The 15168-nt window shown below is 62.0% G+C and carries 14 protein-coding genes; 11 read left to right on the top strand and 3 right to left on the bottom strand.

The window, feature by feature from the left end; genetic code table 11:
* Nucleotide 1: 1 nt before the first annotated feature.
* The 11 genes from pgi (at nt 2) to AC1DWQ_RS12405 (ending at nt 11853) form a co-directional block, all read left to right on the top strand.
* Nucleotides 2–1579 (top strand): glucose-6-phosphate isomerase, encoded by a 1578-nt coding sequence (pgi, locus tag AC1DWQ_RS12455; protein ID WP_477669914.1) that lies wholly within the window; start codon nt 2–4, stop codon nt 1577–1579.
* A gap of 90 nt (nt 1580–1669) precedes the next feature.
* Nucleotides 1670–2530 (top strand): DUF3047 domain-containing protein, encoded by an 861-nt coding sequence (locus AC1DWQ_RS12450; protein ID WP_477669913.1) that lies wholly within the window; start codon nt 1670–1672, stop codon nt 2528–2530.
* Nucleotides 2531–2806: 276 nt separating this feature from the next.
* Nucleotides 2807–4114, top strand: a complete 1308-nt coding sequence (locus AC1DWQ_RS12445) for an ABC transporter substrate-binding protein (protein WP_477669912.1) — start codon at nt 2807–2809, stop codon at nt 4112–4114.
* Nucleotides 4115–4195: 81 nt separating this feature from the next.
* Nucleotides 4196–5053, top strand: a complete 858-nt coding sequence (locus tag AC1DWQ_RS12440) for a carbohydrate ABC transporter permease (protein WP_477669911.1) — start codon at nt 4196–4198, stop codon at nt 5051–5053.
* 10 nt (nt 5054–5063) lie between these two features.
* Nucleotides 5064–5888 carry a carbohydrate ABC transporter permease gene (locus tag AC1DWQ_RS12435; protein WP_477669910.1) on the top strand — a complete coding sequence of 275 codons (825 nt, stop codon included), beginning with the start codon at nt 5064–5066 and terminating at the stop codon, nt 5886–5888.
* Between the two features lie 13 nt (nt 5889–5901).
* The gene (locus AC1DWQ_RS12430) at nt 5902–6939 is read left to right on the top strand and encodes an ABC transporter ATP-binding protein (protein ID WP_477669909.1); all 1038 of its coding nucleotides are present in this window, start codon (nt 5902–5904) and stop codon (nt 6937–6939) included.
* 86 nt (nt 6940–7025) lie between these two features.
* On the top strand, nt 7026–8429 hold the full coding sequence (gene dalD, locus AC1DWQ_RS12425) for a D-arabinitol 4-dehydrogenase (protein ID WP_477670210.1): 1404 nt from the start codon (nt 7026–7028) through the stop codon (nt 8427–8429).
* On the top strand, nt 8426–9214 hold the full coding sequence (locus AC1DWQ_RS12420; RefSeq protein WP_477669908.1) for an L-iditol 2-dehydrogenase: 789 nt from the start codon (nt 8426–8428) through the stop codon (nt 9212–9214). The genes dalD and AC1DWQ_RS12420 overlap by 4 nt, the downstream gene beginning before the upstream one ends.
* A gap of 19 nt (nt 9215–9233) precedes the next feature.
* Nucleotides 9234–9905, top strand: a complete 672-nt coding sequence (locus AC1DWQ_RS12415; protein ID WP_477669907.1) for a transaldolase family protein — start codon at nt 9234–9236, stop codon at nt 9903–9905.
* A gap of 20 nt (nt 9906–9925) precedes the next feature.
* Nucleotides 9926–10894 carry a carbohydrate kinase family protein gene (locus tag AC1DWQ_RS12410; protein WP_477669906.1) on the top strand — a complete coding sequence of 323 codons (969 nt, stop codon included), beginning with the start codon at nt 9926–9928 and terminating at the stop codon, nt 10892–10894.
* 11 nt (nt 10895–10905) lie between these two features.
* Nucleotides 10906–11853 (top strand): AraC family transcriptional regulator, encoded by a 948-nt coding sequence (locus tag AC1DWQ_RS12405; RefSeq protein WP_477669905.1) that lies wholly within the window; start codon nt 10906–10908, stop codon nt 11851–11853.
* Nucleotides 11854–11871: 18 nt separating this feature from the next.
* Here AC1DWQ_RS12405 and AC1DWQ_RS12400 read toward each other — a convergent pair whose 3' ends face one another.
* The 3 genes from AC1DWQ_RS12400 to AC1DWQ_RS12390 all read right to left on the bottom strand — a co-directional run bounded on the left by AC1DWQ_RS12400 (nt 11872) and on the right by AC1DWQ_RS12390 (nt 14879).
* Entirely contained in the window at nt 11872–12552 is a 681-nt protein-coding gene (locus AC1DWQ_RS12400; RefSeq protein ID WP_477669904.1) for an OmpW/AlkL family protein, read from the bottom strand.
* A gap of 291 nt (nt 12553–12843) precedes the next feature.
* Nucleotides 12844–14496, bottom strand: coding sequence for a chaperonin GroEL (gene groL / locus AC1DWQ_RS12395; RefSeq protein ID WP_411877453.1), 1653 nt, complete (start codon nt 14494–14496; stop codon nt 12844–12846).
* 92 nt (nt 14497–14588) lie between these two features.
* On the bottom strand, nt 14589–14879 hold the full coding sequence (locus AC1DWQ_RS12390) for a co-chaperone GroES (protein WP_007872916.1): 291 nt from the start codon (nt 14877–14879) through the stop codon (nt 14589–14591).
* Nucleotides 14880–15168 lie beyond the last annotated feature (289 nt).

Raw genomic sequence — 15168 nt, 5'->3', positions numbered from 1 at the left:
CATGAACCGACCGCGTTGCGACCAGACTTCCGCATGGCCTGCGCTGCAGGCGCTGTATGCCGCTTCCGGCAAAACTTTCGACCTGAAATCGGCATTTGCTGCCGACCCGGATCGCTTCGCCAGCTTCAGCCAGGACGCTCCCCACGTTTTTGCGGATCTTTCCAAAAACCTGATCGATGCCGCCAGCCAGGCCTTGCTATTTGACCTTGCGCGCGCGTGCGGGCTGGAGCAGCACCGCGACGCGATGTTTGCCGGGGAACTGATCAACGGCACCGAAAAGCGCGCCGTGATGCATTTTTTACTGCGAAATCCGGCCGTAGCCCAATATGAACGTGCGCCAGCAGCTATTAAAAATATAGCAACCGAGTTGGCCCAGGTTCACACCACGCTGGACGCGATGCTGGCGTATGCCGAACAGGTGCGCGCGGATGCCGCCATCACCGACGTTGTCAATATCGGCATAGGCGGCTCCGACCTGGGACCCCAAATGGCGGTGTTGGCGCTCGGCGAATTCGCCGCCACCGGCAAGCGCGTTCACTTTGTCTCCAATGTGGATGGGGACGAGCTGGCTACCGTGCTCAAGGGGCTCAAGCCGCAAAGCACGCTGTTCCTGATCGCGTCCAAAACCTTCACCACCACCGAGACCATGACCAACGCGCATTCGGCCCGGCGCTGGTTTGAGGCGCAAGGCGGACGCGACATCAGCCGGCATTTCGCCGCACTGACGACCAACGTCGCGGCAGCCAACGAATTCGGCATCAGCACCACCTTTGGTTTCTGGGACTGGGTGGGCGGGCGTTATTCGCTGTGGTCGGCCATCGGCTTGCCGGTAGCCATCGCCATTGGCGCAGCCGGCTTTCGCGAGCTGCTGGCCGGCGCGCACGCCATGGATGAGCACTTTCGCACCGCACCCCTGGAGCGCAACCTGCCGGTGCGCCTGGGTCTGCTCGACGTCTGGTACCGCAACTTTCATGGCTTTACCAGCCGCAGCATCGCGCCCTACAGCAGCGCGCTGCGCCGCCTGCCGGCCTACCTGCAGCAGCTGGAGATGGAGAGCAACGGCAAACGCGTGGATGCGGACGGCAAGGCTTTGCCGTTTGAAACGTCCCCGGTGCTGTGGGGCGAACCCGGCACCAACGGCCAGCACGCCTACTTTCAAATGCTGCACCAGGGGACGTCGGTGGTGCCGGTCGAGTTTGTGGCGGTGAAAACAGCCGCGCACGCACCGCACGACCTGCCGGGGCATCACGCCAAATTGTTGGCCAACGTTCTGGCCCAGGCGCAAGCCTTGATGACCGGCAAAGAAGAGGTCGGAGGCCACAGGCATTTTCCCGGCAATCGTCCCAGTACTTTCCTGTTGCTTGAGCGGCTCACCCCAGCCAGCCTGGGCGCGCTGATCGCCCTGCAGGAGCATCGTGTGTTTGTCAGCGGTGCGATCTGGGGCATCAACAGTTTTGACCAGTGGGGCGTCGAGCTCGGGAAGGTGCTGGCCAAAGACATCGAGCCACGCCTGCACAGCGGGGACGTCTTTGGCCTTGATGGCTCGACCGCCGGCCTGCTGCGCAAGATTGCCGGCTGAATACCGCAAAAGTGTGCGTTTTTCCATTGCGGGAGCGCGCGCTTCCGTGGTCAACTTGCCACTTCGCCGATTTTTCGATGGCTTCGCATCATGTCTTTTTCCCTTCCGCTTCGCCGCCTTTTCCCCCGTTTTTCGATGTTCGCTGCAGCGTTTCTCACGCTGGCTCTGGTCTCCGGCTGCGCGACACGCCCGGCGCCCGACGAGGACACCGATGTCGATGAGCCGGTCAGCCGCGGCGGCACGCTGGGGCCGGCGGAGGGGGTGACTGGCACCGCCTGGGCCGAGATGTCGGCGCCGCCCAAGGCCGGTGAGCTCAAGCCAGACGACCTCAGGTGGGAAATCTTCCGCGTGCCGGGCAAGCAGCCGGCCAGCTACAGCTATGTGCGTCATGAGGGCCGCGACGCGGTGCTCGCAAAGGTCGAGGCGTCCGGCAGCATCCTGCGCCATCGCCACCGCATCGAGCCCGACCAGCTTGGGCTCGTGCGCTTTTCCTGGAACGTGCCGTACGCCGGTGCGGGCACCAACCTTGCACTGCCGCAACTCGAGGATGTGCCGGTGCGGGTGGTGCTCGCGTTCGAAGGCGACCGCTCGCGGCTGTCGATGAAAAATTCCCTGCTGTCCGAGTTGAGCCGGCTGCTGACCGGCGAAGAAATGCCGTTCGCGACGCTGGTTTATTCGTGGTCGCGCGTCAACCGGCCAGGCGAAGTCGTCGTCAACGACCGCACCGACCGTATCCGCAAGATCATTGTCGACTCGGGCGACCACGGCTACAACGAATGGCGCAGCTACGAGCGTGATATCCGCGCCGACTACCGCAAGGCCTTTGGCGAAGATCCGGGCGCTTTGCTGAGCTTCGCCGTCTTCACCGAGGGCGAAAAAAACGAGGGCCAGCTGCAGGCCTTCTACGGGCCACTCAAGCTGGTGCCGGCTTCGGCTGTCGCGCGCAAATAGCGCCGCGACCGGTCGGCGTGCCTACGCCGACAGATTTCATTTTTCTGCCTCTTGAGCAAGCAACGCCGGCTAGCGGCCTGTATTGGCAGAGCGCGTCACGTTGGCCTTGACAATTTGTTGCATCTAATAATGCGGAGTTTAGGGAAATTACCACTCCTTCAATGCAACAAAGTATTGAAGTTCTCTGATCTGGTATCAAACCCGCAAGGACCTTTCTTCAAAATGCAGTGAACGGCAAAGCGGCCGTTTTGACTGACATAACGAAGGAGACACCTTATGAAGCGTTTTATCCAGGCAGGCCTGGTGCTTGCACTCTCGGGCGCCGGCATGGCCCATGCTGTGACCGAACTGGTGGTGGCGACGGTGAATAACGGCCACATGATCGAAATGCAGAAGCTCACGCCGGTTTTCGAGAAGGCCCATCCCGACATCAAGCTCAAGTGGGTCACGCTCGAAGAAGGTACGTTGCGTCAGCGCGTCACCACCGACATCGCCACCAAGGGCGGGCAGTTCGACGTGATGACCATCGGCCTGTACGAAGCGCCGATCTGGTCGAAGAAGGGCTGGCTGCAGCCCATTGCCACCGATGCCGCCTATGACGTCGACGACCTGTTGCCGGCCATCCGCGCCGGCCTGTCGTACGAAGGCAAGCTCTACGCCGCGCCGTTCTATGGCGAGAGCTCGATGCTCATGTACCGCAAGGACCTCGCCGACAAGGTCGGCTTCAAGATGCCCGAGCAGCCCACCTGGACACAGGTGAAGGAACTGGCCGGCAAGATCCATGATCCGAAGGCCGGTGTGTATGGCATGTGCCTGCGCGGCAAGCCGGGCTGGGGCGACAACATGGCCTTCCTGACCACGCTGGTCAATACCAACGGCGGCCAGTGGTTCGACATGCAGTGGAAACCGCAGATCGACACCAAGCCGTGGAAGGACGCGATCGGCTTCTACGTGGACCTGATGAAAGCCTACGGCCCGCCCGGCGCCTCGGCCAACAGCTTCAACGAGAACCTCGCACTCTTCAACGAAGGAAAGTGCGGCATGTGGGTGGACGCAACCATCGCCGCCTCGTTTATCAGTGATCCGAAGCAGTCGAAGGTGGCCGACAAGGTGGCCTTTGCCCAGGCCCCTGTTGCCGTCACGCCCAAGGGCGCCAACTGGCTGTGGACGTGGAACCTGGCCATTCCGGCCAGCTCGACCAAGGGCGCGGCTGCCCAGACCTTCGTGAAGTGGGCTACCTCCAGGGAGTACATCAATCTGGTCGCCAAAGAACATGGCTGGGGGACGGTACCCACCGGCACGCGCAAGTCGACCTACGCAAACCCAGAGTTCCAGAAGGTTGCGAAGTTTGCTGCCGCCGAGAAGAAAGCCATCGACAGCGCCAACCTCAGCGACAGCACGCTGCCCAAGTCGCCTTACGTCGGCGTGCAGTACGCGGCCATTCCCGAGTTCCAGGCCATCGGCGTGGCGGTGGGGCAGCAGATGAGTGCCGCGCTGTCGGGCAAGGTCACAGTGGACCAGGCCCTGAAGACATCACAGACGGCCGCCGAGCGCGAGATGAAAAAGGCCGGGTATTACAAGTAAACCCACAGGCAGCATGCCCTGCCCGCGGACCGGTGAAGCCGGATCCGCGGCAGTTCTGCCCCGACGCCCGGGACCCACAACATGAACCGCCTCTTGCCTCGCGCGCTCATGGCGCCCGCAGTGCTCACGCTCTTCCTCTGGATGATCGTGCCGCTCGTGATGACCCTGTACTTCTCGTTCGTGAGCTACAACCTCATGCAGCCCGGCGACCATCCGTTCGTCGGCATCGAGAACTTCCAGTACTTCATCACCGATCCGGACTTCTGGCCCGCGACCTGGAACACGCTGCTGCTCATCGGCAGCGTGATCGTCATCACGGTGGTGTTCGGCGTGCTGCTCGCGCTGCTGGTGAACGAGCCCTTTCCGGGGCGAGGCATCGTCCGCGTGCTGCTTATCTCGCCTTTTTTTGTCATGCCCGCAGTGAACGCATTGCTGTGGAAGCACATGATGATGAACCCGATCTACGGCGTGCTTGCCGATCTCTGGCGTTTTTTCGGTGCGCAACCGGTCGACTGGCTCACCGATGTGCCGCTGTTGTCGGTGATCATCATGGTGGCCTGGCAATGGCTGCCCTTTGCCTGCCTGATCTTCATTACCTCGCTGCAGTCGCTCGACCGCGAGCAGATGGAAGCGGCACGCATGGACGGTGCAAGTTCGTTCCAGCGCTTCTTCTATCTCATCATTCCGCATCTTGGCCGGCCGATGGCGGTGGTGATCATGATCGAAATGATCTTTCTGCTCAGCGTGTTCGCCGAGATCGCCATCACCACCAATGGCGGCCCGGGCAACGAGAGCACCAATCTCACTTACATGATCTTCAAGCAGTCGCTCATGAACTTTGACGTGGGTGTGGCATCGGCAGGTGCTTTGTTTGCAGTGGTGGTGGCCAACATCGTGGCGGTGTTCCTCATCCGTATCGTCGGCAAGAACCTCGACTAAGGGAACGACTGTGCGACCCAGCAATTTTCTTCCGCAACTGCTGCGCACCGTGGGTGCGTGGGCAGTGGCGCTGCCGCTGTTCTTTCCGCTCGGCTGGCTGTTTCTCACGGCCTTCAAGACTGAACTGCAGGCGATTCATGTGCCGCCGCTCTTTATTTTCGAGCCCACGCTAGACAACTTCAGTGAAGTGCAGCGCCGCAGCGACTACTTGCTGTACGCGCGCAACTCGCTCATTACCAGCCTTGGCTCAACCCTCATCGGCCTGTTGATCGCGGCACCTGCCGCGTACTCGATGGCCTTCTTCCGTACGAAGAGGACGCGCGACATCCTGATGTGGATGCTTTCCACCAAGATGATGCCGGCGGTGGGTGCGCTGGTGCCGATCTACGTTCTCGCGCAGACCGCGGGCCTGCTGGATTCGCTCACCGCGCTGACCATTGTGTTCACGCTGGCGAACCTGCCGATCATGGTGTGGATGCTCTACAGCGCCTACAAGGACATTCCGAACGAGATACTGGAAGCCGCACGCATGGACGGTGCGAGCCTCTGGACCGAATTTCGCCATGTTGTGCTGCCGCTGTCGGTGGGCGGTCTCGCTTCGACCGGCCTGCTGTGCCTGGTGCTGAGCTGGAACGAGGCCTTCTGGGCGCTCAACCTCAGTTCGGCCAAGGCCGGCACGCTGGCGACATTGATCGCCTCGTACTCCAGCCCCGAAGGGCTGTTCTGGGCCAAATTGTCAGCCGCCTCGCTGATGGCGATCGCACCGATCGTCGTGTTCGGCTGGTTCAGCCAGAAACAGCTGGTGCAAGGCCTGACATTCGGTGCGGTGAAGTGAAAGGAATTGACCCATGGCTTATCTGGAACTCAAGAACATCGAGAAAAGTTTCGGGGAAACCCAAATCATCCGCGGTGTTGATCTTGAAATCAACAAGGGCGAGTTCATCGTCTTCGTCGGACCTTCGGGTTGCGGTAAATCGACACTGCTGCGCCTCATCGCGGGGCTGGAGCCCATCACCCAAGGCAACTTGCTGCTGGACGGCAAGGACATCACCTGGACGCCTTCGGGCAAGCGTGACCTGGCGATGGTGTTCCAGAGCTACGCGCTCTACCCGCACATGAGTGTGTACGACAACATGTCCTTTGCGCTCAAGCTTGCGGGCGTGCCGAAGGACGAGATCCAGGCCAAGGTCGAGTACGCGGCCAAAACGCTCAACCTCACCCAGTACCTGGGCCGCACACCGAAAGACCTGTCGGGTGGACAGCGGCAGCGGGTGGCGATTGGCCGCGCCATCGTGCGTGCACCCAAGGTGTTCCTGTTCGACGAGCCCTTGTCCAACCTGGATGCCGCGCTGCGCGGCAACACGCGCGTCGAAATCCACAAGCTGCACCGCGCGCTCGGCGCGACGACCATTTACGTCACGCACGACCAGGTCGAGGCCATGACGCTGGCCGACCGCGTGGTGGTTCTCAGGGACGGGCTGATCGAGCAGGTCGGCACGCCGCTCGAGCTCTACGACCACCCGGCGAACCGGTTTGTCGCGCAGTTCATCGGCATGCCGTCGATGAACATGGTGGCGGCAAGCGCGATTCCGAGCTTCTCGGCGGCCACTGGCGGGCGCCTGCCGAGCGATGGTTTCCTGGGTGTGCGGCCGGAAGGCTTGCGCGTGCATCCGAAGCAGGCCGTTGCTTTGGGTGTGCAAGGCCGCGTGGAGCTGATCGAGGCACTCGGTGCCGACACCCTGATTCACGTCGACGTCGGCGGCGTGCCGCTGATAGCGCGCCAGAACGAACGGACACCGCTGCATGCAGGTGACGATGTAGCGGTCGAGCTCGACCCCTCGGTGCTTCATCTGTTCAACCGTGAAGGCCGTGCGGTTCCGGCCTGATTTCTTCCTTCTTCCTTTCGGACATTCCCTTGACTCTCGCAACAGCGCTTCCTGCGAAAACGCCATTGGCGCCTTCGGAATTCACGGTGCTTCACCTTGGACTGGGTTCATTTCATCGAGCCCACCAGGCCGTTTATCTTCAGCGGTTGATCGACGCGGGCGACACCCGTTGGTCCATCGTGGGCGCCAACATCCGGCCCGACATGGCCGAGGTCGTCGCGGCCTTGCAGGCACAGGGCGGGCGTTACACGCTGGAAACCGTATCGCCGGCCGGCGAATACCGCTATGAACAGATTGAGGCCATCCGCGAAGTGCTTCCCTGGGAAGACTCGCTGGCTGCGGTGATCTCTCGCGGCGCGGCGCCGTCCACGCGCATCGTTTCATTCACCGTGACCGAGGCAGGCTACTACCTCGACACGAAAGGCAAGCTGGACTTGTCTTTCAATGATCTCGCGGCAGACCTTGAGCGCGCACGCCGCGGCGAGGCGGGCGGGGAGGGCGTGACCATCTACGGCGCCGTCTGCGCGATCCTGCGTGCGCGCAAGGCGGCGCAGGCCGGCCCCGTGACCCTGCTCAACTGCGACAACCTGCGCCACAACGGCGACCGCTTTCGTGACGGGCTGCGCGAATTCATTGAACTCACAGGCGACACCGGGCTGCTTTCGTGGGTCGCGGGGAACACCCGCTGCCCCAACACGATGGTCGACCGTATCACGCCGCGTCCGCCACCCGAGCTGCGCGCTCGCGTCAAGGCCGCCACGGGGCGGGATGATGCGGCTGCGATCACTGGCGAGAGTTTCATTCAATGGGTGATCGAAGACAACTTCGCGGCCGGGCGCCCCGACTGGGGCCGTGTGGGCGTGGAACTGGTCGAGTCGGTGCAGCCCTACGAGGAGGCCAAGATCCGCATCCTCAATGCCACGCACAGCTGTATTGCATGGGCCAGCACATTGGTCGGGCTGGATTTCATCCACGAAGGAACACACCACGCGGCAATCCGGAAGATGGCCTACGACTATGTGACCGACGACGTGATTCCCTGCCTGAGTTCTCCCGACTCTCCCGGGCCGATCGACCTCACAGCGTACCGCGATGTGGTGCTCGAGCGCTTTGGAAATCCTGCGATCCGCGACACCAACCAACGCGTGGCGGCGGACGGTTTCTCAAAGATTCCAGGGTTTATCGCGCCCACGGTACGGGAGCGGCTCGCCGCGGGACAGCCAATCGACAGCGTCGCAATGCTGCCTGCGCTGTTCCTTGTTTTCCTGCGGCGCTGGCACCGGGGAGCGCTGCCCTATGCCTACCAGGACCAGGGTATGGACGAGGCCGTGGCCCGCGCGATCTGTGACGCTGTCGATCCTGTGCGCGCGCTGTGCTCCGACGCGGGGCTATGGGGCAGTGCCGCAGGCGATACACGGCTGACGGATGCCGTGCGCGGCGCGATCGGGAGGGTAGCCGGCTTTGTCAATTCAGGGGTAAAAAGAACATGAGCGAACGTCTGAAGGACCGTCATGTGCTTCTGACGGGTGCCGGTGGCGGCATCGGTCTGGCGGTGGCTGAAGCCTGCATCGCCGAGGGCGCGCACTGCAGCGTGGTCGACCGGGCCGTGGCGACGCCTGAAGTCGTGCAGGCACTGCAAAAACGCCATCCCGGCCGCCTGGTCTACATCGCGGCGGACGTGACGGACGCCCGGGCGATTGCGCACCTGCTGGCGCAGGCACAGGCCGCTTTTGGCCCCATTCATACTCTGTTCAACAACGCGGCCGTGTTCGATCTCGCGCCCCTGCTTGACAGTGATGAGGCTTCTTTCGACAGGCTTTTTGCCGTCAATGTGAAAGGCATGTTCTTTGTCATGCAGGCCGTGCTTCGCCACATGGTCGAAGCCGGCACGCAGGGCGCGTCAGTCATCAACATGGCCTCGCAGGCCGGGCGGCGCGGCGAAGCGCTGGTGTCGCACTACTGCGCCACCAAGGCCGCGGTCATCAGCTACACCCAGAGTGCCGCATTGGCCATGGCGCCGCATGGCATTCGCGTCAACGGCATCGCACCCGGTGTGGTCGATACACCGATGTGGGACCACGTCGACAGCCTTTTCGCCAGGGCAGAAGGGTTGCCCCCGGGAGAAAAGAAGCGGCGCGTGGGCCTCGAAGTGCCGCTCGGCCGCATGGGTGTACCGGCCGACATCGCGGGAGCGGCCGTATTTCTGGCCAGCGATGAGGCGCGTTACATCACGGCGCAGACCCTGAATGTCGATGGCGGCAACGTCATGAGCTGATTTTTAGGAGTGGAGCGCGATGAATGAAGACTTCCATCTGTACCTCGACAGTGCCGACCTGGCTGAGCTGCAGGCGTGCCTGCCGCATCCGGTGGTGCACGGCGTGACCACCAACCCCACGCTGCTGCGGCGAGCGGGTGTCGGGCGCGCCGCGGTGCCCGGCCTCCTGGCGCGCTGTATCGAACTGGGTGCGCGGCAGGTGCAGGCGCAGGTGTATTCCAGCGAAGTCGATGGCATGCTTGAAGACGCGCAGGATCTTTTGCCGCACTTCGAGCGGGGTCAGCTGGTCGTGAAAATCCCCGCCACGCGCCAGGGCTTCGATGCCGGCGCCCGGCTTGTCGCGCAAGGTGTGCCGGTCACGTGGACGGCTGTCTACGCGCCTGAGCAGGCGCACTTTGCCGCCCAACTGGGCGCGGCTTATGCGGCACCCTACCTGGGACGGCTTGAGGACGCTGGTGTGGACGGGCTGGCGCTGATCGCGCAAATGCAGGCGCTGGTAGCGCAGCGGCCTTCGTCCGGCACCCGACTTCTGGTGGCGAGCATCCGCTCCCGCGAGGCCTGTCTTTCCTTGCTCCGATTAGGTGTGGGCGCCATCACAATTGCGCCGCGCCTCTTTGCAGAATTGCTCGATCATCCCGCCACGCTGGCTGCCGAGCGCGGGTTCCTGGCCGACGCCCGCGCCTTGCCCTGACAGAGGACAATCCGGAAACCATGCGCATTGCACTCACGGGCGAAGCCCTGATCGATTTCACCGCCGACGAGGCGGGCACGCTGGCGTTCCTGGGCCACGAGGGCGGCTCGCCGCTCAACACGGCTGTCGCCTGCGCGCGCCTCGGACAGCCCACTGGCTTCCTCACGCAGCTGTCGACCGACCTGTTCGGCGAACGCTTGATGCGTTTTCTCGAACGCAACGGCGTGGACACCCGTTTCATCCTGCGCAGCCATGCGCCGTCGACCCTGGCCTTCGTTGAGCGCACACCGCAGTCCAACCGTTATGCCTTCTACACGCACGGCAGCGCCGATGCGACCTGGGCACCCGAGCCGCTGCCGCAGTTGCCGGCTGAATGCCGCTTTCTTCATTTCGGTTCGATCGCGCTCCTGCAGGAACCTGCGGCCACGCGCATCACCGGGCTGATGACTGCCAACGCCGGGCGCCGTGTGATCGTGTTCGATCCCAACGTGCGGCCCAGCCTGATTTCCGATATGGCAGCCTACCGCGCGCGCGTCATGAGCTGGTTTGCGATGGCCGATCTGGTCAAGCTCAGCGACGAAGATGCCGGACTGCTGGCGCCCGGCAGGCCTGTCGATGCGTTGGCAGCGGGTTGCCTGCACGCCGGTGCGCGAGCGGTCATCGTCACGCGCGGCGCCGGCGGTGCCACGCTCTGGCGCACGGGGCACGAGCCGTTGACTGTGGCGGCACCGAGTGTGAAGGTGGTCGACACCATCGGCGCGGGTGACACTTTTACGGCCGGGCTTTCAGTCTCGCTGCTTGCGCATGGCGTCGAACACCCGGCCCAGCTTGGCGAGCTGAGCGGCGACGCCTGGCGCGCAGTGATGCGCTTCGCCGCCACGGCCGCCGCACTGAACTGCACCCGTGAAGGCGCTGATCCGCCTACGCTGGAGGCCGTTCACGCTGCGCTCGTGCGGGAGGACAATGAGACGGTTGCTTCACGGTCCTGACCCAGACTGCCATGACAACGTCCACATCCAAACGCTCGATCCCCCGTCAGCGCCAACCCGAACTGGAGCGCGATATTGCGCGCTCCCCATCACTGGGTTACGAGGCACCTGAAACCGGTCTGGTGCGCTGTCTTGCACACGGCTTCCCGAGCCCGCTGGTACGCTGGCATTTTCATGAAGAGTATGAACTGCACCTGATCACCGAGACCTCGGGCAAGGCGTTTGTCGGCGACTGGATCGGACCGTTCCAGCCCGGTCATCTGGTGTTGTGCGGCCCGCGCCTGCCGCACAACTGGATTTCGCTTGACGTGCCCGAAGGCGGTGCCGCGGGACGCGACCGGGTGATCCAGTTCCATCACGAGCCCATCGAGCGCGCGGCAACCGGAATTCCTGAATTGCGCGAAGTGATGCAGCTGCTCGAACGGGCACGCCATGGCATCGAGTTCTTCGGCATGTCGCAGCAGGCGCAGACGCACTGGGACAACATCAAGGCCGCGCGTGGAGTGCGCCGTCTCGGCCACTTTTTTGAATTCATGGCCGACCTGGCGCAATGGACGGACTACCGGCTGCTGTCGAGCGTACAGATGCAGGGCACACAGGGCGCTGATGGCGACGCGCAGGTTGACCAGATCAACGGCATCGTCAACCGCATTACCGCCAACATGGCGGAGCCGATTTCGATGTCAGTCGTGGCGGCCGAGCTCGGCATGAGCGAGAGCCGCTTCAGCCGCTTCTTCCAGCGCTCCACCGGCAACAGCTTTACCGACTTCGTCAACCGTGTGCGCATCAACAGCGCGTGCCACCTGCTGATGCAGACCGACCACAACGTCACCGACATCTGCTATCAGGTCGGTTTCAACAATGTCGCAAACTTCAACCGGCGTTTCCTGGAGATCAAGGGCATGACGCCTACCGAGTTCAGGCGGCAGACAGACGACCGTTTTGGCCGATTATCCTGATGGTCCTGTAGCGTGAAATTAAAACTTGTACCCCAGTTGCAAGGTGAAGCAATCAGGGTCAAGGCCCACATCGATGGTCTGGTTGGTACTGAGCGTGCCGCGGGTTTTCAGGAAAGTCTTGGTATAGCTGGCTTCTACAAACCATTTTTTGTCGAGGTTGAAAATACCGCCCAGTTGCAACGCGGGGGCAAATTTCGACTTGAAGGATACGCTTGTGGCGGGGCCGCCTGGGTTGGTCAACGCGGTCAGCAGGGCTGTGCCGCGTTCCTTGTAGAACTTCACGTAGGAGAGGCCCGCACCCAGATAAGGACGAAACCGGGCGTCGGCATCAAGAAACCGGTATTGCGCGATCAGCGTGATGGGCAAGGCCCGGGTGTCGGCCACTGTGCCAACGCCAGCGAGCACACCTGCGCCGCTGACGTCATGCCTGAAGCCCAAACCGAGCGGCAGGTGCAGGCTGATGTGGTCGGTGACCATGTAGTTTACGGCGGCCGTTAACCTGGAACTGTTGCTGACGTCGACTTTCGCGCCCTGAATTACGCCAGTTCCGGACGGCGCCGAAAGGCTGCCGCTGTTCACGGAAGGCGCAATCCGCGTGACGCCGGCCGACATGGACCATGTGCCCGCCTGTTGTGCAAAGCCGTATACGGAAGAAACCGCCAGGGCGGCCGCTATGAAGAGTTTCTGGGAGGGATTCATGGGCAAGTGCGAATGCGGGATGTGTTCGGGTTGCTATGGCGTCATTGTTTGTGCCGGCGGTATTCGCGCCATCGCACGGGGCGAGGGAAGTCATCCGGTGGATCATGAGAAATCATGGTAGCGGCAGGCGCCAACGTGCAGCATCTTCCTCCCCGTTTTTGTGAAGAGACTGTGGCGCCGCAGACGAAAGGCCATGCTGTGTGAAAACGTTTTTCGTACAAAGTGGACGAGCAATAAAAAAAGGGCCGCGAAAGCGGCCCTTTTTGATGGAGCGAAAAGCTCAGGCAGGCATTACATGCCCATGTCGCCCATGCCGCCCATTCCACCCATGCCGCCTGGCATGCCGCCGCCGGCGCCGGACTCTTCTTTCGGAGCTTCGGCAATCATGGCTTCGGTCGTCAGCATCAGGGATGCGACGGAGGCTGCATTCTGCAGTGCGGTGCGGGTGACCTTCGTGGGATCCAGGATACCCATTTCGATCATGTCGCCGTAGGTGTCGTTGGCTGCATTGAAGCCGTAGTTACCCTTGCCGGCCAGAACCGCGTTGACCACCACAGAGGCTTCGCCGCCTGCGTTGTAAACGATTTCGCGCAGGGGGGCTTCGATGGCGCGCAGCACCAGCTTGATACCAGCATCCTGGTCAGGATTGTCGCCGGCGATCTTGCCAGCAGCTTGCTTGGCGCGCAGCAGGGCGACGCCACCGCCGGCCACAATGCCTTCTTCCACGGCAGCGCGGGTAGCGTGCAGCGCGTCTTCCACGCGGGCCTTCTTTTCCTTCATTTCGACTTCGGTGGCAGCGCCAACCTTGATCACGGCAACACCGCCGGCCAGCTTGGCCACGCGCTCTTGCAGTTTTTCACGGTCGTAGTCGCTGGTCGCTTCTTCGATCTGGACGCGCACTTGCTTGACGCGTGCTTCGATGTCGGCAGCGGCGCCGGAGCCGTCGATGATGATGGTGTTTTCTTTGCCCACTTCGATGCGCTTGGCCTGACCGAGGTCAGCCAGCGTCACTTTTTCGAGCGACATGCCGACTTCTTCAGCGATGACCTTGCCGCCGGTCAGGCAGGCGATGTCTTCCAGCATGGCTTTGCGGCGGTCGCCGAAGCCAGGGGCCTTCACAGCCACAACCTTCAGGATGCCGCGCAGGGTGTTCACCACCAGAGTTGCCAGGGCTTCGCCCTCGACTTCTTCGGCAATGATCAGCAGCGGACGGCCGGCCTTGGCGACTTGCTCCAGGGTGGGCAGCAGGTCACGGATGTTGCTGATCTTCTTGTCGTAGAGCAGAACAAACGGGTTGTCCAGCAGTGCGGACTGCTTTTCAGGGTTGTTGATGAAGTAAGGGGAGAGGTAGCCGCGGTCGAACTGCATGCCTTCGACGACGTCGAGTTCATTTTGCAGGGACTTGCCGTCTTCTACGGTGATCACGCCTTCTTTACCAACCTTGTCCATTGCGTCGGCAATGATCTTGCCGATGGATTCGTCGGAGTTGGCGGAGATGGAGCCGACCTGGGCGATTTCTTTCGAAGTCGTGGTGGGCTTGGAAGCCTTCTTGAGCTCTTCGGTCAGGGCCAGCACGGCCTTGTCGATACCGCGCTTGAGGTCCATCGGGTTCATGCCGGCGGCCACGTATTTCATGCCTTCGCGGACGATGGCTTGGGCCAGAACGGTAGCGGTGGTGGTGCCGTCGCCGGCGTTGTCGGAGGTCTTGGAAGCGACTTCCTTGACCATCTGCGCGCCCATGTTCTGCAGCTTGTCCTTCAGTTCGATTTCCTTGGCGACGGACACACCGTCCTTGGTCACCGTGGGGGCGCCGAACGAGCGCTCCAGAACCACGTTACGGCCTTTAGGGCCCAGGGTTACCTTGACGGCGTTGGCCAGGATGTTCACACCCTCGACCATGCGTGCGCGGGCTTCGCCGCCGAAAATTACGTCTTTTGCTGCCATGATGCAGATTCCTTAAAGTTTATGGATGAAATCGCCTGCTAGCCCAAGTAAGACGTGCGCCAGCAGCTATCAAATAAATAGCAGAAGAGAGGTTACTTCTCGACCACTGCAAACAGGTCTTCTTCTTTCATGACGAGCAGTTCGTCGCCGTCGACCTTGACGGTCTGGCCGCTGTATTTGCCGAACAGCACGCGGTCGCCAACTTTCACGCCCACTGGGCTCAGTTCGCCCTTGTCGTTCTTCTTGCCTGGGCCAACGGCCAGCACTTCGCCCTGATCAGGCTTTTCAGCGGCGCTGTCAGGAATGACGATGCCGGAAGCGGTTTTGGTTTCGTTTTCCACGCGTTTGACGATCACGCGGTCGTGCAAAGGACGAAGTTTCATGAGAGCTCCTTGTTTGAGAACAATGGTTTTGGGAATCAAAAAGCACCCGCGTAAAAGTGAGTGCCTGTTAACTTGGTGGATTGACTGGGCTTTGTTAGCACTCAATACCATCGAGTGCTAATCATAGAGGCAATCAGGCCTGTTTTCAAGGTGGCGCCGCTGAAAACCGCTGTTTTGGTGCTTTAGCTGTGACCCGGATCGATTCTCGGGTTCCCACCCTGGCCGTCCGGCGGCATCCCGGAGGGGGAGCGAGTGGAGAAACGCTGACGGGAGACGAAGGGACGGCGTG

This window comes from Polaromonas sp. P2_G11 (assembly GCF_056403595.1).
Note: the sequence above shows the minus strand (reverse complement) of the source record. Positions and strands in the feature narration are given on the sequence as shown.